Below are 26,255 nucleotides of genomic sequence, written 5' to 3' on the forward strand. Positions count from 1 at the left end.
ACACTTCCGCGAAACCACGCGGGAAGGCGACGCTCTCGGACCGCCCCCGGCTACGCCTCTATCACCAGCGGCACGATCATCGGCCGGCGGCGCAGCCGCTGGCTGACCCACCGGCCGATCGTGCGGCGCACGATCTGCGACAGCGCATGCGTGTCGCGCACGCCGTTGCCGGCCGCCTCGGCCAGAGCCGCCGCGATCTTGGGCTTGACATCCTCGAACACGGCGTCGTCCTCGGCGAACCCGCGCGCGTGCACCTCGGGGCCCGAGATCACCTTGCCGGTCTGCGAGTCGACCACGACGATGACCGAGATGAAGCCCTCCTCGCCGAGGATGCGGCGGTCCTTCAGGTCGGCATCGGTGATCTCGCCGACCGTGGAGCCGTCCACGTACACGAAGCCCAGGTCGAGCTGCCCGACGACCGTCGCGACCCCGTCCTTCAGGTCGACGACGGTGCCGTTCTCGCCCAGGATGGCGCGCTCGGCGGGCACCCCGGTGTCGATCGCCAGTTGCGCGTTGGCGCGCAGATGCCGATGCTCGCCGTGGATGGGCAGCACGTTGCGCGGCTGCACGATGTTGTAGCAGTACAGCAGCTCGCCGGCGGCCGCGTGCCCCGAGACGTGCACCTTCGCGTTGCCCTTGTGCACGACGGTCGCGCCGAGCTTGGTGAGCCCGTTGATCACGCGGTAGACCGCGTTCTCGTTGCCCGGGATGAGGCTGGATGCCAGGATCACGGTGTCGCCGGGACCCGGCTCGATCGCGTGGTCGAGGTTGGCCATCCGGCTCAGCACCGCCATCGGCTCGCCCTGCGAGCCGGTGGACATGTAGACGATGTCGTCGTCGGGCAGGTCCTTGGCCTTCTTGTAGTCGATCAGCACGCCCTCGGGCACGTGCAGATAGCCGAGGTCTTCCGCGATGGTCATGTTGCGCACCATGCTGCGGCCCAGAAACGCCAGCCGACGGCCGTGGGCGGCCGCGGCATCCAGCACCTGCTGCACGCGGTGCACATGGCTGGAGAAGCTCGCCACGATCACCCGGCGCGGCGCCTTGCCGATGACCTGGTCCAGCACCGGCCCGATCGACCGCTCCAGCGCCGTGAACCCGGGCACGTCGGCGTTGGTGGAGTCGACCATGAACAGGTCGACGCCCTCTTCGCCCAGCCGTCCGAAGGCACGCAGGTCGGTGAGGCGGCCGTCCAGCGGCAGCTGGTCCATCTTGAAGTCGCCGGTGGCCAGCACCAGCCCCGCGGGCGTGCGGATCGCGACGGCCAGGGCGTCGGGGATGGAGTGGTTCACCGACACGAACTCGAGGTCGAACGGGCCGATCTTCTCGCGCTGCCCCTCCCGCACCGTGAGCGTGTAGGGCTTGATCCGGTGCTCCTTGAGCTTGGCCTCCACCAGCGCCAGAGTCAGGCCGGAGCCGATCAGCGGGAGGTCGCTCTTCAGCTTGAGCAGGTATGGGACGGCGCCGATGTGGTCTTCGTGGCCGTGGGTGAGCACGACGCCCACGACGTCGCCGAGGCGGTCCCGGATCGGCTCGAAGTCGGGCAGGATCAGGTCGACGCCGGGCTGGTTCTCCTCCGGGAACAGCACGCCGCAGTCCACGATCAGCAGCTTGCCGTCGAACTCGAACACGGTCATGTTGCGGCCGATCTCGCCCAGGCCGCCCAGCGGGATGACGCGCAGCGTGCCGGCCGGCAGTGCCGGCGGCGTGGCCACCGTCTCGCCGCTCATCGGGTGGTCCCCGAGACCTTCGGCAGCGCCCCGCCTGCGGCGGCGTTGCGATCGGGCCGGAAGTTGGAGAAGTCCGCGCCCGGCACGTCGCGCACGAGTGCCAGCTCGTCCTCGATCTTCGCCGCCTCCCATTCCTCGGGACCGACCAGCGGCAGACGCACCCGTGGGCTGCCGATGCGGCCCAGCCCGTGCAGGATGTACTTGGCCGCGACCGTGCCCGGCACGTGCGTCATGACGGCGCGCACGAGCGGCTCGAGCTTCTGGTGCGCGGCGGTGGCCGCCTTCAGGTCACCGCGATTGACGGCGTCGATGATCGTGCGGTACGGCTGGGCGGCGATGTTGGCGGTGACCCCGACCAGACCGGTCGCACCGATCGCCAGATGCGGCAGCACGTTGGCGTCGTCGCCGGAGAAGTACATCAGGTCGGTCTGGTTGAGCACGCGCGATACCTCGCTGAAGTTTCCCTTGGCGTCTTTGATGGCCAGGATGTTGGGGTGCTTGGCCAGGCGCAGGATCGTCTCGTAGGCGATCGGCACGCCGGTGCGGCCCGGGATGTCGTAGAGCATCATCGGCAGGTCGGTGGCGTCGGCGACCATCCGGAAGTGCGTGAGGATGCCGGCCTGGGTGGGCTTGTTGTAGTACGGCGTGACGACCAGGATGCCGTCGGCACCGGCCTTCGCACTGTCCTGGTAGAGCTGGATCGCGTGGGCGGTCTCGTTCGATCCCCCGCCGGTGATGATCTTGGCGCGGCCGGCGGCGACCTCCTTGCCGACCTCGACCAGCTTGATCTTCTCGGGGTCGGTGAGGGTGCTAGTCTCGCCGGTCGTGCCGGTGACCAGGATGCTGTCGGCGCCGGCGCCGATCACGTCGTCCATGTGCTTGGCCACGGCGGGCCAGTCGACCTCGCCGTCGGCCGTCATCGGCGTGACCAGGGCGACCATCACCTGCCCGAACGGATTGCCTGCGTGCGTCATATCCTCAGGGTATCGGTTCGACGCGACGCGCGAACCCGCGGGGTTCGCCTGCATGCCCGCGTCAGCGTCCGGATTGGCCGATCCGCGCGGTGAGCCGGTCGGGCAGCAGCGGCAGCAGCCGCGCGGCGATCTTGTACCGCAGCGACGGGATCGACACCGCCTTGCCGCGTGCCAGGTCGCGCAGCGCCACCCGGACCACGTCCGGCGCCTGCAGCCAGAGCATGCCGGGGATGCCCTCCTGCCCCGGCGGCAGCCCCAGCCGTTCGTGGAAGCGGGTGTGCACGAAGCCGGGGCACACCACGGTGACCGTGACCCCGCGCGGCGCATACGTGACGTGGGCCCAGCAGCTGAACGAGACCAGCCAGCGTTTGACCGCGCCGTAGGTCGAGCGCGGCATGAACGCGGCGATGGACGCGACGTTCAGGATCCGGCCGTGTCCGCGGGCCAGCATCGGTGCGAGCACGGCGTGCGTGAGCCGCATCGGCACTTCGTCGTGCAGCCGCAGGTGCGCCACCTCGGCGTCGATGTCGTTGCGCTCGAAATCCAGCGGCAGCCCGAAGCCTGCGTTGTTGACCAGGATCTCGACCGGCCGTGCCGGGTCGGTCAGGCGCGCGGTGACGGCGGCGAGCGCGGTCGGGTCGAGCAGGTCGGCGACGAGCACCTCGGCGGCGCGCGAGCGCGCCCGCACCTGCGCCGCGACCGCGTCCAGACCGTCCTGGTTCCGACCGACCAGCACGAGGTCGGCGCCGCGGTCGGCGAGCTGGCGCGCGAATTCGGCGCCGAGCCCGGAACTCGCGCCTGTCACCAATGCCGTCGCCACGCCCCCACGCTAGCGCCCCGCCCCGGCATCCCCCCATCCGCGACGCATCCATGACTCATCCATGACTCTTCGGTGACTTGCCAGAAGTGGCGACTTTGAGGGCGATGATTCCCGCCACTTGTGGCAACTCACCGGATGAGGGGCGGCGGGGCGGGGCGGGGCGGGGCAGCTAGGGCTCCAGACGCCGGAACCGGTAGCGGATGCCGGTGCGCGAGGTGTGCCAGAGCTCGGCCGGGTCGGATGCCACCACCTGCCAGCCGTCGACCTGCGGGGCCCGGGTGTCGCCGGCGACCTCCAGATCGAGCTCGGTGACCTCCAGCCGGTCGGCGCCGCCGATGGCGTGCGCCAGCAGCTCGCCGCCGCCGATGATCCAGACCCAGTCCGGGTCGCCGTCGCGGGCGCGGCGCATCGCGTCGGCGAGCGAGTCGGCCCGCTCGGCGCCGTCCGCCGCCCAGTCGGCCCGCCGCGTCAAGACGATGTTGCGCCGCCCCGGCAGCGGGCGGAACCGCTCCGGAAACGACTCCCAGGTGCGCCGGCCCATCACCACGGGGCTGCCCAGCGTGATCTGCTTGAAGTGAGCCAGGTCCTCCGGCACGTGCCAGGGCATGCCGCCGTCGGCGCCGATCACCCGATCGTGCGCCTGCGCCCAGATCAGCCCCAGCCGGGTCATCTCACGCCCGCAGTCCGCTCACACCGCGACCGCGCCGCGGATCGCGGGGTGGTGCTGGTAGTCCGACAGCACGAAGTCCTCGTAGGCATAGTCGAAGATCGACTCGGGCGCGCGGGCGATCTGCAGCGTCGGGTACGGGTACGGCTCGCGGGTCAGCTGCTCGCGCACCTGCTCGAGGTGGTTGTCGTAGATGTGGCAGTCGCCGCCGGTCCAGACGAATTCGCCGGGGGCGAGCCCGGTCTGCTGGGCGATCATCAGCGTCAGCAGGGCGTACGAGGCGATGTTGAACGGCACCCCGAGGAACAGGTCGGCGCTGCGCTGGTACAGCTGGCAGGACAGCTTGCCGTCGGCGACATAGAACTGGAACAGCGCGTGGCACGGCGCCAGCGCCATGTCGGGGATGTCCGCCGGGTTCCAGGCCGACACGATCAGCCGGCGCGAGGAGGGACTGGTGCGGATCTGCTCGATCACCTGCGCGATCTGGTCGATGTGATGCCCGTCCGGGGTCGGCCAAGACCGCCATTGCACGCCGTAGACGGGGCCCAGCTCGCCGTCGGCGTCGGCCCACTCGTCCCAGATGGTCACGCCGTTGCTCTGCAGCCAGCGCACGTTCGACTCGCCGCGCAGGAACCACAGCAGCTCATAGGCGATCGAGCGGAAGTGCACCCGCTTGGTCGTGATCAGCGGGAACGAGTCGGCCAGATCGAACCGGATCTGCCGGCCGAACACGCTGGTCGTGCCGGTGCCGGTGCGGTCGTCCTTGCGTGTGCCGTGCGCGAGCACGTCGCGCAGCAGGTCCTCGTACGGGGTCGGGATGCTCACACCGGCAACGATACGGGAGCCGACACAGAACGTCATCCTTCGCGGCGCGGGTCGTGGCGCGGCTAACGTGGAGACATGCCCGTTCTTTCCGCACTGCTGCTGTTGGCCGCACTCGTGGCGGTCGGCGCGATCATCGGCGCAGTGCTGCGCGCGACCGCCGGCCGTGCGCGCACGGTCGCGCCGAACGCCTTGGATCTGGCCGGGCTGGATGTCGGCGAGCTGGGCGAGCACGCCACGCTGCTGCAGTTCAGCACCGAGCTGTGCGCCCGATGCCCGCAGGTGCGCCGGTCGCTGAGCGCGCTGGCGGGCGGCCGCGACGGCGTGCGGCACGCCGAGGTCGACCTCACCCACCTTCCCGAGGTGGCCGCCCGACTGCACATCCTGCAGACCCCCACCGTGTTCGTGCTCGACGGCGCCGGCACCGTGCGCACCCGCTTCGGCGGCGTGCCCGCCCGCGGCGCGATCGACCGCACCCTGGACCTGCTGATCGGAGAACCCGCCCATGTCTGACTCCCCCCGTCGCATCGACCCGCGCGCACCGCGCTTCGGCGCCGTCTTCACCTCGGTGCTGCTGCTGGTGACGATCCTGCTGGCGCTGACCGCCGGCGCCGGCGTCGGCAGCGCGGCGTTCTGGCTGCTGCTCGCGGTGGCGCTGCTGTTCGCCTGGAGTGTGCTCTGGCCGCGCACCGCGCCGTGGGGCGTGCTCTACCGCAGTCTCGTGCAGCCGCGGCTGGCACCGCCGGCCGAGCTCGAGGACGCCCGCCCGCCGCGGTTCGCACAGGGCGTCGGGCTGCTGGTGAGCGTCGTCGGACTCGTGCTGTCGGCGGTGGGGGTGCCGTGGGGTCTGCCGATCGCCGCCGCGGCGGCGTTCCTGGCCGCATTCCTGAACGCCGCGTTCGCGTTCTGCCTGGGCTGCCAGCTGTATCTGCTGCTGCAGCGCGCCGGCATCGTCGGCGGCCGCGTCGCCGTCTGACACTCCCCGCCGCCCTCCCCATCGCGCCGGCCGCGCACCCCGATTAGGCTGACCGCAGACGCGCCCGCACGATCGGGCCGAAACGGAGGACAGCATGAGTGTCACCAGCGATGCCACCGCGCAGTGGAACGGAAGTCTGTTCGAGGGATCGGGCCAGGTCAGCCTGGCCAGCTCCGGCCAGGGGCCGTTCCCGGTCGACTGGAAGGCGCGCAGCGAGGGCTCTGATTCGGTCACGACGCCCGAAGAGCTGATGGCCGCCGCGCACGCGGCGTGCTACAGCATGGCGCTGTCGAACGCGCTGACCGAGCACGGCACGCCGCCGCAGAGCCTGCAGGCGACCGCATCCGTCACCTTCACGCCCGGAGTGGGGATCACCGGCAGCCACCTGAACGTGAACGCCGCCGTCGCCGGCATCGACGACGCCGACTTCGCGCGGATCGCCGAAGAGGCCAAGAGCGGATGCCCGGTCTCGCAGGCGCTGGCGGGCATCGAGATCACCCTCGAGGCCTCGCTTGGCTGATGCCCGCCACATCGTCGTCGCAGGGGCATCGGGGCTGATCGGCCGCGCGCTGGTCGCGTCGCTGCGCGCCGACGGGGTGCGCGTGACCCGGCTGGTGCGCCGCCGCGCCCAGGCCGCCGACGAAGTGGAATGGCTCACCGACACGGGCCCGCTGCACCCCGACCGCCTCGCCGGCGCCGAGGCGGTCGTGGGCCTGAACGGCGCGAGCATCGGCCGGCTGCCGTGGACGCGCGCCTACCGCAGCACCCTGCTGTGGTCGCGGATCCTGCCCACCCGTGAACTGGCGAAGGCGGTCCGCGCCCTCGGTGCGGATGCCCCCGCCTTCGTCAGCGCGTCGGCCGTGGGGTACTACGGCACGGCGCCGGGCCGGGCGCTGTCCGAAGACGCCGCGCGCGGCGAGACGTTCCTGGCCGACGTGTGCGGCGAATGGGAGGCGGCGGCCCTCGCCGCCGGCGCCCAGACCCGGGTGGCCCTGGTGCGCACGGCGCCGGTGATCCATCCGGACGGCGTACTGACGCCCCTGCTGCTGCTGACCCGGCTGGGCCTGTCCGGTCCCCTCGGCCGCGGCAGCCAGGCGTGGGGATGGATCTCGCTGACCGACGAGGTGCGGGCCATCCGTCACGTCATCGACGCCGAGATCGACGGTCCGGTCAATCTCAGCGGGCCCGCGCGCGCCACCGCCAACGACCTGGGCTTCGCGCTGGCGGTGCGGATGAACCGGCCCTACCTGGTGCGCGCACCGGCGTGGGCGCTGCGCGCCGTGCTGGGCGATGCCGCCGAGGCACTGTTGCTGGCCGACACCCACGTGGTGCCGGCGGTGCTGACCGCGTCGGGCTTCCGGTTCCGCCACCCCACCGTCGAGGCCGCGGTCGCGGCGGCGCTGCCGCCGCGTCAGACGGTGCGGCTCTTGGCCTCCAGCCGCAGCGACTGACGGATCGCGGACCGTGCCCGGCGTCGGTCCCCGGCGGCGTCGTAGGCGAGGCCGAGCCGATACCACGCGCGCCAGTCGTCGGGATGCTGCTGCACCTGGTCGCGATAGCGCGGGAAGACCGCCTCGCCCTCGCTGCGCAGCACCCGCCCGCTCGGGTGGGTGGCCACGTCGTCGTTGGGCAGCGTGCCCTCGGCCTCCAGCCGCCGGCCGACGCGCTCGGCGCGCACGCCGAACCACAGCTCGCGCCCGATGGCCCACACCGCGACGACCGGCAGCATCACCAGCGCCGCCCCCATCGCGACGCCCACGGCGCTGCCGCTGGTGATCAGCAGCCACGCCCACTGGGCGATCACGACGATGTAGAGGATGAGGACGGCGGCGATCAGCGCGACCGAGATGCGAGTCTTCATGCGCCGGGGGTGCGGATGCCGATGTCCAGGAAGCTGTCCAGGCCCACGATCACTCCGCGCGCGGCGACGGCGCGGGTCAGGGCGAGTCGGATGCCGGGGGCATAGGCCGCGGCCGGGTCGACGGTGTCGTGCACGATGGTCAGCGACTCGCCGGCACCGGAGAGGAAGACCTCCTGCCGGGCGATCACGCCGGGGCGCCGCAGCGAGTGCACCGGGACGCCGGCGACCTGCTGGCCGCGCGCGCGCTGGTCCACGTGCGGGGCCAGCACCGGTCCCTGGGCGGAGCGGGCGGCGGCGATCAGCTCGGCGGTGCGCACGGCGGTGCCGCTGGGAGAGTCGACCTTGGTGTCGCGGTGTGCCTCGACGACCTCGATGGATTCGAAGAACGGTGCGGCGGCGGCGGCCAGTGCGGTGCCCAGCACCGAGCCGAGCGAGAAGTTCGGCACGAACACGGCGCCGGTGCCGGCGGCCTCCACAAGCGGCCGGACCAGTGCGATGCGCTCGGTGGACCAGCCGGAGGTGCCGACCACGATGTTGATGCCGTGCTCGACGGCGGCGCGGACCACGTCGATCGAGACGGCCGGGGTGGAGGCATCCACCACCAGGTCGGCGCCGTCGATCAGGCCGATGTCGTCGCGCGAGGACAGCGTGGCGTGCACGGTGAAGCCGGGCTCGGCATCCACCACGTCGCGGATGATGCCACCGAGCTTGCCGGTGCCTCCCACGATGGCCACACGTGTCGTCATGTCTCCAGCCTACGTTGCATGAGCGGGCCCGGAGGGCAGCGCTACGCTCGGTGCATGGTGTCGCTCAATCCCACCCCCGTCGACGATCCCGAGGCCCGTGCGATGCTCGCCGAGTACGTCGCGATGCGGGCCGCATCCTTCCCCGGCCAGTACACCCCGGCGCACCCGGCGCGGGCCGTGTTCGAGAGCCCGGCGGGCGTCTTCCTGGTGCTGCACGACGACGAGGGCGCAGCGGCGGGATGCGGCGGCATCCGGCGCATCCCGGACGGGCCGGCCGGCGTGCGCTACGAGGTCAAGCACCTGTTCCTGCAACCGCGCACCCGCGGGCGCGGCTGGGGCCGGATGCTGCTGGCCGAGCTGGAGCGGTACGCCCGCGGCTGGGACGCCGCGGAACTCGTGCTGGACACCCATCACACCCTGACCGCCGCCGGCGGCCTGTACGCCAGCGCGGGGTTCGTGCCGATCGAGCCGTACAACGACAACGCGAACGCGACGCGCTGGTACGGCAAGACGCTGGACTGAACAGGCGCCGCCTCGCGCCCGGTTCAGACCGGCAGCGGCTCGGGCAGCCCGGTCTGCAGCTCGAAGGGCAGGTGGGCCAGGTCGTTGAAGGTGATCAGCGACCACGGACGGCCCTGTTTCTGGGCGATCACGGTCAGCCCGCAGTGCGCCTGGTTCAGCGTCATCCAGCGCCATTCCGGCATCTGCAGGATCTCGCGCACGAACCAGCTGATCACGAAGTTGTGCGTGATCAGCAGCTCGTGCACCTCGCCGGGCTTGCGCACCAGGAATGCGTTGACGGCATCGTTCATCTGGGCGCGGCCGGCCTCGATCTCGGCCTCGGTGACGGCGCCGAAGAACGGCTCGTAGACGGCCGGCGTCTCGGCCGTCATCCCGGTGGGCACGCAGTCGAACAGCAGCGCCGACGCCTGCGGCACGAGTGCCGGCAGCCGGTCCGAGACCACGCGCGCCGTCTCGGCCGCGCGCTCCAGCGGCGAGTGCCACACGACCGACAGCGGCAGCCCCGAGAGCCGATCGGCGATGGCTTCGGCCTGCCGGCGTCCGCGCGGTGACAGCGGGCCGTCCACCACGCCCTGTTCGGCATCCTGATGCTCGCCGTGCCGCACCAGGTAGATGTAATGCGTCACGCTGACTCTCTTCATCGGGGTGGGTGTGCGGGCCGCGACGGTCCACGTCCACCCTATGCGAGGTTGTCGGCGCCGCGGGTCGGGCCCGGCGCGCTCAGTCCACGGCGCGGGCGATCTCGGCCAGCTGGGCACGGCTCAGCCGCACCCCCACGCCCTGCACGAACTCGTGCACGTGCACGGGCGCGAACGCGTTCACGATCGGCGCGACCACGATGCGCTGGGCCAGCAGCCAGGCCACCGCGACGGCCGCGGGCGGCACGCCCAGTTCGGTGCCGATGGCATCCAGCGCGCGCAGCGTGCGGGTGCCGCGACGGTTCATGCTGCCGGCCAGCTGCACACCCCGGGTCGACCGCGAGACCTCGCTGCGGGAGCGGTGTCGGCCCGACAGGAAGCCGTGCGCGAGCGCGTGCGAGGGCGTCACGGCCATGCTCTGGGCGCTGGCAACCAGGCGCAGATCGCTGTCGAAGTCCTGCCGGCGCAGCAGGTTGTACGGCACATCCAGCACCGTGATGCGCGGATAGCCCGCCGACGCCAAGATGCGCGCCTCGACGAGCTGCTCGGCGGTGAAGCCGAACGCGCCGATGCTGCGCGCCTTGCCGGTCTCGACCAGCCAATCCGCGGTGGCGAGGGTGTCTTCGATCGAGGTGACGCCGGATGTGGCATCCAGATACAGCACGTCGATCCGGTCGGTGTCCAACCGCTGCAGCGATGCCTCGACCGCGCGCACCAGGCTCACCGGGCCCAGGCCCGGATTGTCGGGATGGGCACCGACCCGGGTGGCCACGACGATCTGGTCGCGCAGGCCGCGGGCGCGCAGCCATTCGCCGACGATGTGCTCGCTGCGGCCCCCGGCGTAGCTGTCCGCCGTGTGCACGGCGTTGCCGCCGAGCTCGACGAAGGCGTCCAGAATCGCGTGGCTGGCCGCCAGGTCGATGTTCCATCCGAACTCCGCGCCGCCGAGCATCAGCGGGAAGATCTGCGCCCCGGTCTCCCCCAGCGGCACCCGCACACTCGCGCCGACCGCCCGGCCCTGCACGGGGATGGGTGCTGACGGGTGCGGCGGCAGCCCACGCCCTGCGGACGGGCTGGGCGCCGGTGACGACCCCGTAGGCCCCCCGGTCTCGCGGGTATTCGAATCGACGCCGAAGACAGCCATGTCCACCCCCTCACGAATCGATACGATCCGTGACCATTCATCCGTGCGCGCGCCCCCGGCGCGTAGTACCGAGCGTAGGCGAGATCCCCGGGCGCTCCCGGTCCCCCGGCAACCGGTCGGTAAACATTGCGTAACACTTTGGTCGCGTGAAGCGGCCTTGTCCCCCATATGGGGGACAAGGCCGCGCGGATCTGATGACGATACCGTTCTCACTGCGGATGCGCCGGTACGCCGAATGCCCGCCCCCACGGGGACGGGCACCCGGTGCCGCACCGAGCCGGTGAACCGGTCAGATGATCAGGCCTCGACGGGGGCTTCCTGCGCCTGGGCGCCGACCTCGGCCGTCTCTTCGAGCACGGGCTCGAGCGACAGCTTGCCACGGTCGTCGACCTTGGTGATGCGCACGAGCAGCTTCTGGCCGACCGAGAGCACGTCGTCGACGTTCTCGACCCGCTTGCCGCCGGTCAGCTTGCGCAGCTCGCTGATGTGCAGCAGGCCGTCCTTGCCGGGCAGCAGCGAGACGAACGCGCCGAACGCCGCGATCTTCACGACGGTGCCCAGGAACTGCTCCCCGACCTCCGGGTTCGTGGGGTTCGCGATGGCGTTGACCTGCGCACGCGCGGCCTCGGCCGACGGGCCGTCGACGGCGCCGATGTAGACGGTGCCGTCCTCCTCGATGGAGATCTGCGCGCCGGTCTCGTCCTGGATCGCGTTGATCGTCTTGCCCTTGGGGCCGATCAGCTCGCCGATCTTGTCGACCGGGATCTGCACGCTGATCACGCGCGGCGCGGTCGGCGCCATCTCGTCCGGAGTGTCGATCGCCGAGTCCAGCACGTTCAGGATCGTGATGCGCGCGTCGTGGGCCTGCTGCAGCGCGGCCGACAGCACCGAGGTCGGGATGCCGTCCAGCTTGGTGTCCAGCTGGATCGCGGTGACGAACTCGCTGGTGCCGGCGACCTTGAAGTCCATGTCGCCGAGGGCGTCTTCGGCGCCCAGGATGTCGGTCAGCGCCGCGTAGCGGGTCTGCCCGTCGACCTCGTCCGAGACCAGGCCCATCGCGATGCCGGCCACCGGCGCGCGCAGCGGCACACCGGCGTTCAGCAGCGACAGCGTGGAGGCGCAGACCGAGCCCATCGACGTCGAGCCGTTCGAGCCCAGCGCCTCCGAGACCTGGCGGATCGCGTACGGGAACTCCTCGCGCGAGGGCAGCACCGGAACGAGCGCGCGCTCGGCCAGGAATCCGTGGCCGATCTCGCGGCGCTTCGGACTGCCGACCCGGCCGGTCTCACCGGTCGAGTAGGGCGGGAAGTTGTAGTGGTGGATGTAGCGCTTGTGCGTGACCGGCGACAGCGAGTCGATCTGCTGCTCCATCTTCAGCATGTTCAGCGTCGTGACACCCAGGATCTGGGTCTCACCGCGCTGGAAGATGGCCGAGCCGTGCACGCGCGGGATGACCTGCACCTCGGCGTCCAGCGGACGGATGTCGGCAAGCCCGCGGCCGTCGATGCGGTGGCCACCGGTGAGGATGCGTCCGCGGACGATCTTCTTGGTGACGCCCTTGTAGGCGGCGGAGAACTCGGAGGCGGCGATCTGCGGCAGCTCGCCCGAGTCGACGGCTGCGGTCAGCTCGCCCCGGACGCGCTCCTTGATCGCGTCATCCGCGTTCTGGCGCTCGATCTTGTCGGCGATCTGGTAGACGCCCACGAGCTCGTCGTAGGAGCGGTGCGCGACGAAGTCGTAGGTCTGCTGCGAGTACGGCAGGAAGACCGGGTAGACGCCGGGCTCCTTCGACGCGGACGCCGCGATCTTGGCCTGCGCCTCGACCAGCTGCTTCAGGAACGGCTTCGCGGCCTCCAGACCGCTGGCCACGACCTCTTCGGACGGCTTCGTGGCGCCCGACTTGATCAGGTTCCAGCTGTGCTCGGTGGCCTCGGCCTCGACCATCATGATCGCGACGTCGCCGTCCTCGAGCACCCGGCCCGCGACGATGAGGTCGAACACGGACTCCTCGAGCAGCTTCGCGTTCGGGAACGCGACCCACTGATCCTCGTGCTGGCCGTGGCCGGGCACGAAGGCCAGGCGCACGCCGGCGATCGGGCCGGAGAACGGCAGGCCGGAGATCTGCGTCGAGGCGGAGGCCGCGTTGATCGCGAGCGCGTCGTAGAACTCGCCCGGCGCGATCGAGAGCACCGTGATGACGATCTGCACCTCGTTGCGCAGACCCTCGACGAAGGAGGGGCGCAGCGGGCGGTCGATCAGCCGGCACACCAGGATGGCGTCGGTGGAGGGGCGGCCCTCGCGGCGGAAGAACGAGCCGGGGATCTTGCCGGCGGCGTACGAGCGCTCTTCGACGTCGACGGTCAGCGGGAAGAAGTCGAAGCCTTCGCGCGGGTGCTTGCCGGCGCTGGTGGCCGACAGCAGCATGGTCTCGTCGTCCAGATAGGCGGCGACTGCACCCTGCGCCTGCTGGGCGAGGCGTCCGGTCTCGAACCGGACGGTGCGGGTGCCGAAGCGGCCGTTATCGAGAACGGCCTCGGCGGCAGTGATTTCAGGACCTTCCAAGAGGTCTCTCCTTCTTTGTTTATCCTCGTCCGCGCGTGTCGCGGGCGAGGTCATGCGAAGGAGCAGGAACAGGCAGATATCAGCGCGCGACGGCGTAACGCCGCCGGCCGCCAGCGCTGGTCACCAGTAGAAGACCACCCTCCGTCCGGAGGGGAACCCACCACAGGGGACCAGCTTCCTGCCGGCCTGCTCCATGTGCTCAGTGTTCAATTGAGCGGGTGCCCGAAGGCAACCCGACCAAGCCTACCAGTACCGGCCCGCGTACGACCGGCACCCCGCGCCCGGGCACGTCGTGCTGGCCGTGGCGGCGCGCCTCGCCTATCGTGGGGACATGAGCGACGATCAGACGAACTCGGATGCCGCACCCGACGAGATGAAGCAGAAGTTCCGCGAGGCGCTCGAGAAGAAGAACGCCGCGCACCGCAACGGGCCGGCGCATCTGGACGGCCAGGGCGCGGTCAACGAGCCGCACGGCCGGGCCGGGCACAAGCGCGAGTTCCGCCGCAAGAGCGGCTGAACCGGCCTGTGCCCCAGCGGGCTACTGGCCGGCGCCGCCCAGCAGCTGCGTGAACGAGGTGCCGCCGCCCAGATAGCTGGCCGGGTCGAACGGGTCCGAGGCGCTCGCCGGCTCGCGCCGCGCGATGGCCGCGGCGAACTCGGCGGCGCCCTTCTCGATCCGATCGGCCAGCGACGTCACGCCGTCACCACCACCACCCCAGTCGGCCGAGGCTGCGAACACGCCGGTCGAGACGGCATCGGCGTGCAGATACGCGAAGAGCGGCCGGATGGCGTAGTCGATCGCCAGCGAGTGCCGCGGGGTGCCCGCAGTCGCGCCGATCAGCACCGGCATGCCGGCAAGGGCCTCCTTGTCGATGATGTCGATGAACGACTTGAACAGACCTGAATAGCTGGTCGAGAAGATCGGCGTCACGACGATCAGCGCGTCGGCCGAGACCACGGCGTTGATGACCGATTCGAGCGCGGGTGCGGCGAACCCGGTGAGCATGTTGTCGGTGATCTCGTGCGCGTGGTCGCGCAGCTCGAACACGTCGATGGATGCCTCGACGTCGCTCTCGCCCAGGTGCCGCACCGTGGCGGCGGCCAGCCGGTCGGCCAGCATCCGCGTCGAGGACGGCGTGGACAGCCCGGCCGCGACGACCGCGATCCGGCGCGCGCTCATCGGCTCGCCTTCAGCCCGAACGCCGCGCCCGCCGGGGACTCGGTGTCCTGGTAGGGCGACCCGCCGGTGACGTTATCGCCGCGGTTGGCGTTGGGCCGGGGCTGGCGCACCGGGCCGTCGCCATAGGCGTCATGCACGAGCGAGGCGTGCGTGGGCGCGTCGGGCACCTCGGCCGGGCGGTTCTGGGCGAGCTCACGGCGCAGCACCGGGACCACTTCGCCGCCGAGCAGGTCGAGCTGCTCGAGGACGGTCTTCAGCGGCAGGCCGGAGTGGTCGATCAGGAACAGCTGGCGCTGGTAGTCGCCGAACAGGTCGCGCATCCCGGCGTAACGGTCGATGACCTGCTGCGGGCTGCCGACGGTCAGCGGCGTCATCTTCGTGAAGTCCTCCATCGACGGGCCGTGGCCGTAGACCGGGGCGTTGTCGAAGTAGGGCCGGAACTCGTTGACCGCGTCCTGCGAGTTCTTGCGCATGAACGCCTGGCCGCCCAGGCCCACGATCGCCGTGGACGGTGCACCGTGGCCGTAGTGCTCCCACCGCTGCCGGAACAGCTCGATCAGGCGCTGATAGTGCTCGGAGGGCCAGAAGATGTTGTTCGCGAAGAACCCGTCGCCGTAGTAGGCGGCCTGCTCGGCGATCTCGGGCGTGCGGATCGAGCCGTGCCAGACGAACGGCGCAACGCCGTCCAGCGGACGCGGGGTGGAGGTGAAGCCCTGCAGCGGCGTGCGGAACTTGCCCGAGAAGTCCACCACGTCCTCGCGCCACAGCTTGTGCAGCAGCGCGTAGTTCTCGATCGCCAGTTCCAGCCCCTGGCGGATGTCCTTGCCGAACCAGGGGTAGACCGGGCCGGTGTTGCCGCGGCCGAGCATCAGGTCGGCGCGACCGCCCGAGACGTGCTGCAGCACGGCGAAGTCCTCGGCGATCTTGACCGGGTCGTTCGTGGTGATCAGGGTCGTCGCGGTCGAGACGATCAGACGCTCGGTCTGCGCGGCGATGTAGGCGAGGGTCGTCGTCGGCGACGACGACCAGAACGGCGGGTTGTGGTGCTCGCCGATGGCGAAGACATCCAGCCCCACCTCTTCGGCGTGCTTGGCGATCGTCAGCGTCGCCTGAATGCGCTCGGCCTCACTGGGGGTGACGCCGGTGGTGGGGTCCTGGGTGATGTCACTCACCGAGAACAGGCCGAACTGCATGCCCGGCCACGTGCTGGTCTCGCTCACGATCGATTTTCCCGCTTCCCGGATGCCGTGGCACCCGATCTATGCACTTGAATGTATCTCGTATAACGCGGCGGCGTACAGACTATTCCCGGTCCGCCTCTCGGATACGACGAAGGCCGCCCCACACCTGGAGCGGCCCTCGGAAGAAGCGCGATATACGCTGGTTCGCTCAGCGGCGAAGACCCAGGCGTCCGATCAGCGCACGATACCGTGCGATGTCGATGTCCTGGAGGTAGCCGAGCAGACGGCGGCGCTGACCGACGAGCAGGAACAGCCCACGACGCGAGTGATGGTCGTGCTTGTGCTCCTTCAAGTGCTCGGTCAGGTCCTTGATGCGCTGCGTCAGCATCGCGACCTGCACCTCGGGGGATCCGGTGTCACCCGGGTGCGTCGCGTACTCGTCGATGATCGCCTTCTTGACCTCTGCATCCAGTGCCATAGAGTGATCCCCTTTTCTCGTCATTGCGCGGCGCCCGACGCCTGCTGCGTGAGCTCTCTTTATCCGCGGCCGATCTAACGGCAACTGCGCAAGTCTACCTCACGACCGCACGCGCATCGACGCCGCCTCCGCCCCGGTAGCCTCAGGATCGTGCACGATGCAGAACGCTCTCAGGCAGCCCGGTGATGGCAGGCCTGTCGCGCTCCAGCTTCATCGACCTGCGCCCGCTGACCGCCTCCCCTGCGTTCGCCCGGCTGTGGGCCGGCTCCGCCCTGTCGGGACTGGGCGGTCAGCTGACCATCGTCGCGGTGATGCTGCAGATGTACGCCATCACCGGCGACACCTTCGCCGTGTCGATGATCGCCGTCGCGGGCCTGGTGCCGATGATCTTCGCGGGGCTCTACGGCGGGATGCTGGCGGATGCCTTCGACCGTCGCGTGGTCGCGCTGCTGGCGGCATCGGTCACGTTCGCCTCCACGCTGCTGCTCGCGCTGCTGACCTGGTTCGGCGGCGAGACGCCCGCGTGGCTGTACGCGCTGAGCATCGTGAACTCCTCGGCCAACTCGATCGTGCTGGCCGCGCGGATGGCCATCATCCCGCGGCTGATCCCGCGCGAGCTGCTGCCGGCCGCATCCGCACTGAACGGCATCTCGGTCGGGATGATGATGATGGCCGGGCCTGCCCTGGCCGGAGTGCTGGTCGCGGTGGCCGGCTTCGGGTGGACCTACTCGATCGACGTCGTGCTGATGACCTCGCTGTTCCTCGGCCTGTGGACGCTGCCCAGCATCCGCCCCGAGGGCGCCCCGCCGCGCCCCGGCCTGCAGTCGCTGCGCGACGGATGGCGGTTTCTGCGACACGCATCCAACATCCGCGCGCAGTACCTGATCGACATCACGGCCATGACCTTCGGGCAGCCGCTGACCCTGTTCCCCGCGATCGGCGCGGTGCTGCTGGGCGGCGGCGCGGTCACCACGGGCGTGCTGACGGCCGCCGTGGCCGCAGGTGCCTTCGCGTCGAGCCTGTTCTCGGGCCCGATCGGCCGAGTGCGCCGGCACGGCGTGGGCATCGCGCGCGCCGTCGTCGTCTACGGCGCCGCCGTCACCGCGTTCGGGCTCGTGCTGGGCGCCGCCGCGCTGGGCTGGTTCGCGCCGGAGGGAGTCGGGCCGCACACCGTCAACGTCGTGCTGCTCACGCTCGCGGTGATCGCCCTGGCGATCTCGGGGGCGGCCGACAACATCAGCGCGATCTACCGCTCGACGATGATGCAGACGGCCGTGCCCGACGGCATCCGCGGCCGCCTCCAGGGCATCTACGTCGTGGTCGTCGCCGGCGGTCCGCGCATCGGCGCGCTCTATGCCGGTGCGCTGGCGACGCTGTTCGCGCTGTGGTTCCCGCCGCTGGTGGGCGGACTGATCATCATGGCGGTGGTCGCGACGATTCTGCGCTCCAGCCCGCGCCTGCGCGCCTATGACGCGCTGCACCCGCAGCCCTGAGACGGCGGACGGGGTGGATGCCGCAGCATCCACCCCGTCCGGGAACCGATCTCAGTCCTGCTGCAGTGCGCCCTGCAGGTCGAGCTCGATGGTGATGTCCTTGCCGACCAGAACGCCGCCGGTCTCCAGCGCCGCGTTCCAGGTCAGGCCGAACTCCTCGCGGTTGACGACGGCCTTGGCCGTCGCGCCGGCCTTGTAGTTGCCATACGGGTCGGTGCCGAAGCCGCCGAAATCGAAGTCGAAGGTGACCGTCTTGGTGACGTCCTTGATCGTCAGGTCGCCATCCACGAGGAACTTCTCACCCTCGATGCGCACGCCGGTCGAGCGGAACTCCATCGTCGGGTACTTCTCCACGTCGAAGAAGTCGGCCGAGCGCAGGTGGTTGTCGCGCCCGTTGTCGTTGGTGTCGACCGAGGCGACGTCCACGGACGCCTCGACGGTCGTCTCGAGCGGGTTCTCCGGGGCCGTCATCGTCGCGCTCTTGACGCCGAAGGTGCCGCGCACCTTCGAGATCATCATGTGCCGCACGCTGAACTGGACCTCGCTGTGCGCGGGGTCGAGCACCCAGGTGCCGGGCTTGTAGCCTGCGATCTGGGGGGCAACGGTGGTGCTGGTCATATCAGTCCTTCTGGTTCGGGGACGCCTTCTCGGCGGGTACGCGTGATGTAACGAGGCGCTACCGCTGTCTATTCCAGTGAATATAAAAAAAGATGCCGCAGCATTCCTGCCGCGGCATCTCCTGGTCGGTGCGGAGCGCGATCAGCCCACCGCGAGCAGGTCGATCACGAAGATCAGGGTCTTGCCGCCGAGGAAGTGCCCGCCCGCCGGGCCGTAGGCCAGGTGCGGCGGGATCACGAGCTCGCGGCGACCGCCGACGGCCATGCCCGGGATGCCATCCTGCCAGCCGGCGATCAGGCCGCGCAGCGGGAACTGGATGGACTGACCGCTGTTCCACGACGAGTCGAACTCTTCGCCGGTCGCGTACTCCACGCCGACGTAGTGCACCGTCACGGTGTCGCCGGCTTTCGCCACGTCGCCATCGCCGACGGTGATGTCGCGGATCACAAGCTCTGCCGGGGCCGGCCCCTCGGGGGCGTCGATCTCGGGCTTGGTGCGGTTGTCAGTCATGGGTTCCATCCAACCCGACGGCAGGTTCCGGGTCAATTTCAGCCACGCGGACGGCACCCTTGACCTTGCCGCGGGCACGTGCCATCCTGTGTTCAGATCAACTCAGCGCTCGGTTGACACGCAGGCATCGCCGCGGCACCGGGCGCTGAGTCTTGGTCCCGGCGTTGTGGCGCGGGTGCGGCATCACGGGGTGAACAGCGCCTGGCGCGCGGCCAGCGTGCGGGCCAGCAGCGCGTGTTGTTCGGCGGCGGCGCCGGGATCCCGGCCGGTCACGATCCGCTGCCGCACCGCGGCGAGGGCCGTGGCATCCGCGATGAAGCCCTTCATCACCGCGGTGCGGTCACCGCGCAGCCCGCGCGCCCAGGCCAGCGCCGCCCGGCGCCCATGCCCGGTGGCGAGCATGTCGACCTCCTGCGCCGTGAACCAGCCGGCGCCCACGTACTCGCCCAGCCGCTGCCGGGTCAGCCGCCGCTCCTCGCGGCGCAGCAGCAGGATGCCGAGGATGAACAGCACGAACAGCGGCACCTGCAGTGTCGCATACAGCGCGAAGAAGTCGAAGAACTGCGCCGAGCCGTTCCACAGCGCATGCAGCGCCGCCGCGCCGACCATCCCGAACGCCCACGGCCCGGCGGCATGGCGCGCGCTCGCGCCGCGGCGCGCGGCAAGACCGAGCGCGAACCCGGTCACGCTGGTGAACATGACGTGCGCGAAGGGCGACAGGATGCCGCGCAGGAAGAACGTCGTGGTCAGGTCGCCGGTGCCGCCTTCGATCATCGCCACCGCGAAGTACTGGATGTTCTCGGTGAAGGCGAACCCCGCCCCCACCAGGGCGCCGTAGACGATCCCGTCCACCGGGCCGTCGAAGGCGCGCCGCGCGGTCAGATAGATCAGGAAGACGCCCAGGCCCTTGCCGAACTCCTCGACGATGGGCGCTTGGACCACCGCCCGCAGCGTCTCATGCAGCGGTGTGATGTCGCCGCCGGTCGACAGCGTCAGCAGGTAGTCCACGCCCAGCGCGATGCCCACCGCCGCGGTGGCCCCCCACGCCACCGCCAGGATGACGAGGCCGCGCGGTTCGGGCTCCCACCGGTCGATGAACCGGATCGCCAGCAGCACCGCGGCCAGCGGGATCAGCGCCACCAGCATCCCGGCGATCGCGGCCACCGGACCCAGGGCGTCGAGCAGGTAGGCGACCAGCGCGAGCAGCACCAGGACGAGCATGGCGAAGATCCACGGCGCCGCGCGGCGCCCCCGCGAGGGAAGCGCCGGCAGCGCCGGCACCGGCGCGACCGACGGCACCGCGGCCGGCGGCGCGGCCGGCTGGGGCCGGCCGGAGTAGCCGCGGGCCAGGGGCGAGGGAAAGGACATGCCGCTCAGCATATTCGCGGCCGGGCGCTCCCAGCGTCCCGCGATAGCCTGGAGGGATGCGCTTCGCCCATCTCATCGCCCCCGGCAGCTCCGACCCGAAATTGGCGGCTCTGGTCGACGGGCGAGCGCATCTGGTGTCCGATCTGGTGCCGGGCGGCCCCACGACTCTGCAGCAGCTCATCGTCGGCGGCGACGAGTTGCTGGACCGGGTGCGGGATGCCGCAGCGGCGGTCGCCGGCGGCCTGGCACCGGAGAAGATGACGTATGCCTCGGCCGTGATCGACCCGCCCGCGGTGATCGCGATCGGCCTGAACTACTCCGCCCACTCCGACGAGTTGGGGCTGAAGGCCGACACCGCCCCGACCGTGTTCACGCTGTGGCCGAACTCGCTCAGCGGCCACGAGGCCACGACCGCCTGGCCACGATCGCTGAGCGAATCGGTCGACTACGAGGCCGAGCTGGGCGTGATCATCGGCACGGCCGCGAAGGATGTCTCGGCCGACGAGGCGCTGGACCACGTGTGGGGCTACACCGTGGTCAACGACATCACCGCCCGGGACATCCAGTTCTCCGAGGCGCAGTGGTCCCGCTGCAAGTCGTTCGACGGCTTCACCCCGACCGGACCGGTGGCCGTCACCGCCGACGAGGTCGGCGATCCGCAGCGCCTGCACATCTGGACCGTCGTGGACGGCCACACCGTGCAGGACGCCTCCACCGGGCAGATGATCCGACCGGTGTCGACCCTGGTCGCCCACCTGTCCCAGTCGGTGACGCTGCTGCCGGGCACGCTGATCTCGACCGGCTCCCCCGGCGGCGCCGGCTATTCGCGCGAGCCGCAGATCTTCCTGCGCGACCGATCGACGGTCACGGTCGCGGTGGACGGCATCGGCGAGCTGACCACGCACTGCCGCATCCTGGACTGACGGAAAGGGCCGGCTGCGGCCGGCCCTTTCCGTGCGAGAGGCGGCTCAGCTGCTGTAGTTGGAGCAGGACACCTGCTGGCCCCACACCGTAACGAAGCCCGACCCGCCTGGCCCGCAGTTCTGCGTGATGTCGGCGGTGAATGAGGCGAAGACCACGAGTCCGATGATCGCGGCGATGATGCCGAGCACCATGAACACGGCGCTGAGGATGATCGCCCACACCGCGAAGCCGTTCTTCTGGCCGGCCTTCTTGCTCTGCACGAGCGCGACGATGCCCAGGATCAGCCCGACCAGCTGCACGAAGAACGCCAGCACGAACGCGACGATGCCCAGCACCTTGCCGGGGTTCTGCGGCGTCGCGGGCACTCCGTAGCCGCCGTCCGCCGACTGCGGGTAGGCGGGAGCCTGCCCGTATGCGGGCGGCTGCCCGTAGGCCGACGCCTGCGGGTACGCCGGCGGCGGCTGCTGACCGGATGCCGGCGGGGCAGGCTGCGGTGGCTGCGCAGATGCCGGTGCGGCCGGCTGCTGCGGCTGCGGGGCGTCGGGGTCGGGAAGGTTGGTCATGGAGCTCCTCCGGTCGGCTTGGTCACCGTGCACCCACGCTACCGGTGCGGCGGGCCCGGTGGCATCTCCGGTCCGACGTGTCGGCTCAGACCCGCTGGTCGGTGACGATGTTCTCCACCGGCTGCACGATCGGGATGGCGGCGGTGACGGCCTCGAGCCCCGACAGCCGCGCCGGCGAGATCTGCTTCATGACCTCGTCGCGGGTCATCAGCCCGCCGTCCACGACTAGGTCGGCGATGTTGTGTCCGGTCAGCAGCGCCGTCTTGGCCAGGGCGGCCGCGGCCGCGTAGCCGATGAACGGCGTCAGCGCCGTGACCACGCCGACCGACGAGCCGACCATGGCGCCCAGGCGCTCGCGGTTGGCGGTGATGCCCTCCACGCAGTTCACCCGCAGCGTCCACATCGCCTGGCGCATCCAGGTGATCGACTGGAAGATCGAGTGCGCGATGACCGGTTCGAACGCGTTCAGCTGCAGCTGGCCGCCCTCGACCGCCATCGTGACGGTGAGGTCGGCGCCGGCCACCGAGAACGCGACCTGGTTGACGACCTCGGGGATGACCGGGTTGACCTTGCCGGGCATGATCGAGGACCCGGCCTGCACGGCGGGCAGATTGATCTCGCCCAGACCCGCCTGCGGCCCGGATGAGAGCAGGCGCAGATCGTTGCAGATCTTCGAGAGCTTGATGGCGTTGCGCTTGAGCGACGCCGAGAACGACATGAACGAGCCGGTGTCGCTGGTGGACTCGACCAGGTCGTCGGCGGTGGCCAGATCCAGTCCGGTGATCTCGCGCAGGTGGCGCAGCACGGCCGGCGCATAGTCGCTGTGGGTCGTGATGCCGGTGCCGATGGCGGTCGCGCCCATGTTGATCTCGTACAGCAGGTTCGCGTTCTCGGTGAGCCGTTGATGGTCGTACCCGAGCGTCGTGGCGAAGCCGTGGAACTCCTGACCGAGGGTCATCGGCACGGCATCCTGCAGCTGCGTGCGGCCGACCTTGAGGATGTCGTGGAACTCGACCGCCTTGGCCAGGAACGCCTTGCGCAGCAGCTCGAGCTCATCCAGCAGGCTGCGCAGCATCAGCGACAGGCCGACCTTGATCGCGGTCGGGTAGACGTCGTTGGTGGACTGGCTGCGATTGGTGTCGTCGATCGGCGACAGGTAGGCGTAGTCGCCCTTCTCCCGGCCGGCCAGCTCCAGCGCGATGTTGGTGATGACCTCGTTCGCGTTCATGTTCGTGGACGTGCCGGCGCCGCCCTGGATGACGCCCACGACGAACTGGTCGTGGTACTTGCCGTCGATGACCAGCTGCGCGGCACGGTCGATGAGGTCGGCCTTCTCGTGCGAGAGCGCGCCGATCTCACGGTTCGCGCGCGCCGATGCCTGCTTGACCATGGCCAGGCCCCGCACCAGTTCGCTGTAGACCGAGATCGGCCGCTTCGCGATCGGGAAGTTCTCCAGCGCCCGTTCGGTGTGCACGCCCCAATAGGCGTCTGCCGGAATCTCCATCGTGCCGATCGAATCGGTCTCGGTACGAGTGCGCATCGTTGCGTCCAAAGCCATGGGTGTTGTTCCTTGTGGGTGTGTCACGGCGGATCTAGGGATGCTTCGAGCCTACCCGCATCCCGATCACCGGCTCGTGTACCCGGTGTCCAGACCGGATGCCGCGGCTGGACGCCGGGTCTGCATCGCGGCGGTCACCGGCCGGGCTTGCGCGAGAACGCCTCCAGCCGCTGCTGCGGGGTAAGCGCCGCCATCGCCGCGATCCACTCCTCGTCGAAGAAGTCGGCGGTCTCGGCGTCGACCACCGGCACCACGGCGTGCGTGATGGTGTCGTCGTAGACGTGCACCAGCTGGAACGACTGCGCGGCGTCCATGCCGTTGACCTGCTGTGCCGGACGGGCCAGGTTCATCGTGTAGCAGGTGGCCGCGGCCACGCTCACTTCGACGCCGGCGAACATGCCGTGCGTGCAATAGTGCAGGTGGCCGGCGAGGATGCCGCGGACGTCCGTGCCGGCGATCGCCTGCGCCAGCGCATCCTGGTGGCGCAGTTCCAGGATGTCGAACAGCGGCAGATGACTCGGCAGCGGCGGGTGGTGCATGGCCAGCAGCGTGCCTCGCGGCGCGGGAGCAGCCAGCACTTCGCGCAGCCAGGCCAGCTGGTCATCGTCGAGATCACCGTGGTGCCAGCCGGGCACCGAGGTGTCCAGTGCGATCAGGCGGAGGCCGTCGAGGTCCCATACACCGGTGACCGGCTCCTGCGTCGGCGCGCCGCCGAGGAGCCCTTGGTGCAGCTCGGGCCGCTCGTCGTGGTTGCCGGCCACCCAGACCAGCTGCGCGCCCAGTCGGGCCGCGAACGGCTCGACGGTCGCCTTCAGCGCCGCGTAGGCGTCCGGCTCGCCCAAGTCGGTCAGGTCGCCGGTGAACACGATCGCGTCGGGTGCGGCATCCAGCCGCTCGATCGCCTCGAGCGTGCGCTGCAGATTCGCGGTGCTGTCGTAACGGCCGCCGAGGAGCCGGTCGGCGCCGAGCAGGTGCGTATCGCTGACATGCACGATCGTGCGCGCAGCGGGGGGATGCGAACCGAAGCGGACGGATGCGGCAGCCATCCCCCCAGCGTAGCGAGGGGTCGGTCAGTGGTTGAAGAGGATGAGCAGCACACCGCCCACCGCCGCCAGCGCGCACAGCGTGAACGACGCATAGGCGCCGATCCGGGCGAGGGTCTTCTGGCTCTCGCTGAGCGGGCTCTTGCGCGCGGCCTTGGCCGCGGCCTTCTCGGCGCGCGCCGCCTCTTTGGCGGTGATGACGGTGATCGCGTCGGTGAACTCGGCGGGAGCGACCACCGGCACCCGGCCGGCGCGCACCAGCAGCCGCACCCCGATCGCATAGAAGCCGACGACCAGGGCGGCGCCGATCAGCGCCGCCACGAACACCTGGAGGAACGCGATCCAGTCGATCATGATCCCGGCCCCTTCCCGCTGGGCGTCTTCTTGCCTGCGGCCTGCTTGTGCGGCGCCTCGTCCGCGGCCGGCTTGTGCGGCGCCTTCTGGCCGGCGGACTTCTCGGCCGCCTTCTTGCCCGTGGACTTCTTCGCCTGCGCGCGCTCGGCCGCATCGGCGTGCTTCTTCTCGTGCGAGCTCTTCTTCGCCTCGGCCTTGGCCTTGGCCTTCTTCTCGGCCCGGGCACGGGCGGCTTCGTCGGCGCGGCGGCGCTCGCGCTCCTGTTCTTCGGCCTTGCGCAGCGCCTTGGCCTCGGCCTTGAGCCGTTCCTGCTCGCGGATGATCGCGCGCTGGCGGCGCGTGGGCGGGGGGTTGCGCTTGACCTTGATCGCGCGGCCGGACTCGGCCACATCGCTCATCGCGTTGGCGGCGGTCACCTTGTTGCGACGCGACCTGCTGAACAGGGCGATGATCACGGCCAGCGCGATGACGGCATCCACCAGGATCCCCCACGGCCCGAGCCACCGCACGATCAGCGCCGTGATGGCACCGACCACGCCGGCGGCGGGCAGGGTCAGCAGCCAGCCGATCGCGATGCGCCCCGCCGTGCCCCACCGCACCTTGGATCCGCGCCGGCCCAGGCCCGAGCCGATCACCGATCCGGAGGCGACCTGCGTGGTCGACAGCGCGAAGCCCAGCGCGCTGGAGGCGAGGATCGTCGCGGCAGTCGATGACTCGGCCGCAAACCCCTGCGCGGGCTTGACGTCGGTCAGCCCCTTGCCGAGGGTCCGGATGATGCGCCAGCCGCCGACGTAGGTGCCCAGGCCGATCGCGAGCGCGCACGCGAACCGCACCCAGTCCTGCGGGTCGGCGTGTGCGGAATCCTGCATCCCGCCCATGATCAGAGTGAGGGTGATGATGCCCATCGTCTTCTGCGCATCGTTGGTGCCGTGCGCGAGGGCCACCATCGACGAGGTGAAGATCTGCCCCCAGCGGAACCCGTCGCGCCCGTCCGGCTTGCCGTCGTAGCGCCGGGTCAGGGCATAGGCCATCCGGGTGACCAGGAAGGCGATCACCCCGGCTGTTATCGGTGAGATCACCGCCGGCAGGATGATCTTGCTCAGCACGACGCCGAAGTCGACGCCGATGAACCCCACGCCCACGAGGGTGGCGCCGATCAGGCCGCCGAACAGCGCGTGCGACGAGCTGGAGGGCAGGCCCAGCAGCCAGGTGAGCATGTTCCAGGTGACGGCACCGATCAGGCCCGCGAAGATCAGCGGCAGGAAGGCGGTATGGCTGATCTGGTCTTCGCGGATCATCCCGTGCGAGATCGTCTTGGAGACCTCGGTGGACAAGAACGCGCCCACCAGGTTCAGACACGCCGCCAGTCCCACGGCGACCTTCGGCTTGAGCGCACCGGTGGCGATCGGCGTCGCCATCGCGTTGGCGGTGTCGTGGAAGCCGTTGGTGAAGTCGAAGAAGAGTGCCAGCGCAATGACCAGCACAACGATCAGGGCTGCGGTTTCCACCGTCTGCTTTCCGGG

29 protein-coding genes are annotated in these 26,255 nt (G+C 70.3%); 8 read left to right on the top strand and 21 right to left on the bottom strand.

From position 1 onward, the window contains the following. Positions 1-50: 50 nt before the first annotated feature. The 5 genes from ABD705_RS04790 to ABD705_RS04810 form a co-directional block, all read right to left on the bottom strand. Positions 51-1,730, bottom strand: a complete 1,680-nt coding sequence (locus ABD705_RS04790; RefSeq protein ID WP_344781104.1) for a ribonuclease J — start codon at positions 1,728-1,730, stop codon at positions 51-53. Beyond that, positions 1,727-2,704: a 4-hydroxy-tetrahydrodipicolinate synthase gene (gene dapA / locus ABD705_RS04795; protein ID WP_344781106.1), complete on the bottom strand. Its 978-nt coding sequence runs from the start codon at positions 2,702-2,704 to the stop codon at positions 1,727-1,729. The genes ABD705_RS04790 and dapA overlap by 4 nt, the downstream gene beginning before the upstream one ends. Positions 2,705-2,765: 61 nt before the next feature. Further along, positions 2,766-3,524, bottom strand: coding sequence for an SDR family NAD(P)-dependent oxidoreductase (locus ABD705_RS04800; RefSeq protein WP_344781108.1), 759 nt, complete (start codon positions 3,522-3,524; stop codon positions 2,766-2,768). A gap of 169 nt (positions 3,525-3,693) precedes the next feature. Beyond that, on the bottom strand, positions 3,694-4,194 hold the full coding sequence (locus ABD705_RS04805; protein ID WP_344781110.1) for a dihydrofolate reductase: 501 nt from the start codon (positions 4,192-4,194) through the stop codon (positions 3,694-3,696). 18 nt (positions 4,195-4,212) lie between these two features. Further along, a complete protein-coding gene (locus ABD705_RS04810) occupies positions 4,213-5,052 on the bottom strand; it encodes a thymidylate synthase (RefSeq protein WP_344781112.1) in 840 nt (279 codons plus the stop codon). Between the two features lie 39 nt (positions 5,053-5,091). On the opposite strand from ABD705_RS04810, the gene ABD705_RS04815 reads away from it, so the two are divergent. The 4 genes from ABD705_RS04815 (at position 5,092) to ABD705_RS04830 (ending at position 7,440) form a co-directional block, all read left to right on the top strand. After that, complete coding sequence (locus ABD705_RS04815) at positions 5,092-5,526, top strand: thioredoxin family protein (protein ID WP_344781114.1); 435 nt, start codon at positions 5,092-5,094, stop codon at positions 5,524-5,526. Next, the gene (locus tag ABD705_RS04820; protein ID WP_344781116.1) at positions 5,519-5,989 is read left to right on the top strand and encodes a DUF4395 family protein; all 471 of its coding nucleotides are present in this window, start codon (positions 5,519-5,521) and stop codon (positions 5,987-5,989) included. The genes ABD705_RS04815 and ABD705_RS04820 overlap by 8 nt, the downstream gene beginning before the upstream one ends. Before the next feature lie 94 nt (positions 5,990-6,083). Further along, positions 6,084-6,509 carry an OsmC family peroxiredoxin gene (locus ABD705_RS04825; protein WP_344781118.1) on the top strand — a complete coding sequence of 142 codons (426 nt, stop codon included), beginning with the start codon at positions 6,084-6,086 and terminating at the stop codon, positions 6,507-6,509. Further along, entirely contained in the window at positions 6,502-7,440 is a 939-nt protein-coding gene (locus ABD705_RS04830; RefSeq protein WP_344781120.1) for a TIGR01777 family oxidoreductase, read from the top strand. Before ABD705_RS04825 ends, ABD705_RS04830 begins: the two co-directional genes overlap by 8 nt. Here the strand turns inward: ABD705_RS04830 and ABD705_RS04835 are convergent. After that, positions 7,401-7,850, bottom strand: a complete 450-nt coding sequence (locus tag ABD705_RS04835) for a tetratricopeptide repeat protein (RefSeq protein ID WP_344781122.1) — start codon at positions 7,848-7,850, stop codon at positions 7,401-7,403. The two genes, ABD705_RS04830 and ABD705_RS04835, sit on opposite strands and share 40 nt — an antisense overlap. Then, positions 7,847-8,596, bottom strand: a complete 750-nt coding sequence (gene dapB / locus ABD705_RS04840) for a 4-hydroxy-tetrahydrodipicolinate reductase (RefSeq protein WP_344781124.1) — start codon at positions 8,594-8,596, stop codon at positions 7,847-7,849. Before dapB ends, ABD705_RS04835 begins: the two co-directional genes overlap by 4 nt. A 54-nt stretch (positions 8,597-8,650) precedes the next feature. Here dapB and ABD705_RS04845 point away from each other — a divergent pair, with 54 nt between their 5' ends. Beyond that, complete coding sequence (locus ABD705_RS04845; protein WP_344781126.1) at positions 8,651-9,118, top strand: GNAT family N-acetyltransferase; 468 nt, start codon at positions 8,651-8,653, stop codon at positions 9,116-9,118. A gap of 23 nt (positions 9,119-9,141) precedes the next feature. On the opposite strand, the gene ABD705_RS04850 is transcribed toward ABD705_RS04845, so the two are convergent. The 3 genes from ABD705_RS04850 to ABD705_RS04860 form a co-directional block, all read right to left on the bottom strand. Further along, positions 9,142-9,744, bottom strand: a complete 603-nt coding sequence (locus tag ABD705_RS04850) for a histidine phosphatase family protein (protein WP_344781129.1) — start codon at positions 9,742-9,744, stop codon at positions 9,142-9,144. 94 nt (positions 9,745-9,838) lie between these two features. Continuing rightward, positions 9,839-10,900 carry an aldo/keto reductase gene (locus ABD705_RS04855; RefSeq protein ID WP_344781131.1) on the bottom strand — a complete coding sequence of 354 codons (1,062 nt, stop codon included), beginning with the start codon at positions 10,898-10,900 and terminating at the stop codon, positions 9,839-9,841. Positions 10,901-11,197: 297 nt separating this feature from the next. Next, positions 11,198-13,462 carry a polyribonucleotide nucleotidyltransferase gene (locus tag ABD705_RS04860; protein WP_344781133.1) on the bottom strand — a complete coding sequence of 755 codons (2,265 nt, stop codon included), beginning with the start codon at positions 13,460-13,462 and terminating at the stop codon, positions 11,198-11,200. 331 nt (positions 13,463-13,793) lie between these two features. On the opposite strand from ABD705_RS04860, the gene ABD705_RS04865 reads away from it, so the two are divergent. Further along, positions 13,794-13,979 (top strand): DUF5302 domain-containing protein, encoded by a 186-nt coding sequence (locus ABD705_RS04865; RefSeq protein ID WP_344781135.1) that lies wholly within the window; start codon positions 13,794-13,796, stop codon positions 13,977-13,979. A 21-nt stretch (positions 13,980-14,000) separates the two neighbouring features. On the opposite strand, the gene ABD705_RS04870 is transcribed toward ABD705_RS04865, so the two are convergent. From ABD705_RS04870 to rpsO, 3 genes are all read right to left on the bottom strand, one after another. Then, positions 14,001-14,642 carry an FMN reductase gene (locus tag ABD705_RS04870; protein WP_344781137.1) on the bottom strand — a complete coding sequence of 214 codons (642 nt, stop codon included), beginning with the start codon at positions 14,640-14,642 and terminating at the stop codon, positions 14,001-14,003. Further along, positions 14,639-15,835 (bottom strand): LLM class flavin-dependent oxidoreductase, encoded by a 1,197-nt coding sequence (locus ABD705_RS04875; RefSeq protein WP_344781516.1) that lies wholly within the window; start codon positions 15,833-15,835, stop codon positions 14,639-14,641. The genes ABD705_RS04870 and ABD705_RS04875 overlap by 4 nt, the downstream gene beginning before the upstream one ends. A 196-nt stretch (positions 15,836-16,031) precedes the next feature. Next, entirely contained in the window at positions 16,032-16,301 is a 270-nt protein-coding gene (rpsO, locus tag ABD705_RS04880) for a 30S ribosomal protein S15 (RefSeq protein WP_344781139.1), read from the bottom strand. Between the two features lie 185 nt (positions 16,302-16,486). Here rpsO and ABD705_RS04885 point away from each other — a divergent pair, with 185 nt between their 5' ends. Then, positions 16,487-17,794: an MFS transporter gene (locus tag ABD705_RS04885; protein WP_344781142.1), complete on the top strand. Its 1,308-nt coding sequence runs from the start codon at positions 16,487-16,489 to the stop codon at positions 17,792-17,794. 51 nt (positions 17,795-17,845) lie between these two features. Here ABD705_RS04885 and ABD705_RS04890 read toward each other — a convergent pair whose 3' ends face one another. The 3 genes from ABD705_RS04890 to ABD705_RS04900 form a co-directional block, all read right to left on the bottom strand. Beyond that, complete coding sequence (locus ABD705_RS04890) at positions 17,846-18,412, bottom strand: YceI family protein (protein ID WP_344781145.1); 567 nt, start codon at positions 18,410-18,412, stop codon at positions 17,846-17,848. Positions 18,413-18,553: 141 nt separating this feature from the next. Continuing rightward, positions 18,554-18,922: an FKBP-type peptidyl-prolyl cis-trans isomerase gene (locus ABD705_RS04895; RefSeq protein ID WP_344781147.1), complete on the bottom strand. Its 369-nt coding sequence runs from the start codon at positions 18,920-18,922 to the stop codon at positions 18,554-18,556. 183 nt (positions 18,923-19,105) lie between these two features. Further along, positions 19,106-20,290, bottom strand: a complete 1,185-nt coding sequence (locus ABD705_RS04900) for a PrsW family intramembrane metalloprotease (RefSeq protein ID WP_344781149.1) — start codon at positions 20,288-20,290, stop codon at positions 19,106-19,108. 56 nt (positions 20,291-20,346) lie between these two features. On the opposite strand from ABD705_RS04900, the gene ABD705_RS04905 reads away from it, so the two are divergent. Further along, the gene (locus ABD705_RS04905) at positions 20,347-21,213 is read left to right on the top strand and encodes a fumarylacetoacetate hydrolase family protein (RefSeq protein ID WP_344781152.1); all 867 of its coding nucleotides are present in this window, start codon (positions 20,347-20,349) and stop codon (positions 21,211-21,213) included. A 45-nt stretch (positions 21,214-21,258) separates the two neighbouring features. Here ABD705_RS04905 and ABD705_RS04910 read toward each other — a convergent pair whose 3' ends face one another. From ABD705_RS04910 to ABD705_RS04930, 5 genes are all read right to left on the bottom strand, one after another. Further along, a complete protein-coding gene (locus ABD705_RS04910; RefSeq protein WP_344781155.1) occupies positions 21,259-21,777 on the bottom strand; it encodes a DUF4190 domain-containing protein in 519 nt (172 codons plus the stop codon). An 85-nt stretch (positions 21,778-21,862) separates the two neighbouring features. Then, on the bottom strand, positions 21,863-23,335 hold the full coding sequence (locus ABD705_RS04915) for an aspartate ammonia-lyase (protein ID WP_344781157.1): 1,473 nt from the start codon (positions 23,333-23,335) through the stop codon (positions 21,863-21,865). Positions 23,336-23,469: 134 nt separating this feature from the next. Beyond that, positions 23,470-24,381 (bottom strand): phosphodiesterase, encoded by a 912-nt coding sequence (locus ABD705_RS04920; RefSeq protein WP_344781159.1) that lies wholly within the window; start codon positions 24,379-24,381, stop codon positions 23,470-23,472. 24 nt (positions 24,382-24,405) lie between these two features. Further along, positions 24,406-24,732, bottom strand: coding sequence for a peptidase (locus tag ABD705_RS04925; RefSeq protein WP_344781162.1), 327 nt, complete (start codon positions 24,730-24,732; stop codon positions 24,406-24,408). Next, positions 24,729-26,240: an inorganic phosphate transporter gene (locus ABD705_RS04930; RefSeq protein ID WP_344781164.1), complete on the bottom strand. Its 1,512-nt coding sequence runs from the start codon at positions 26,238-26,240 to the stop codon at positions 24,729-24,731. The genes ABD705_RS04925 and ABD705_RS04930 overlap by 4 nt, the downstream gene beginning before the upstream one ends. Positions 26,241-26,255 lie beyond the last annotated feature (15 nt).

Source organism: Microbacterium kribbense (genome assembly GCF_039537285.1).
GTDB lineage: Bacteria > Actinomycetota > Actinomycetes > Actinomycetales > Microbacteriaceae > Microbacterium > Microbacterium kribbense.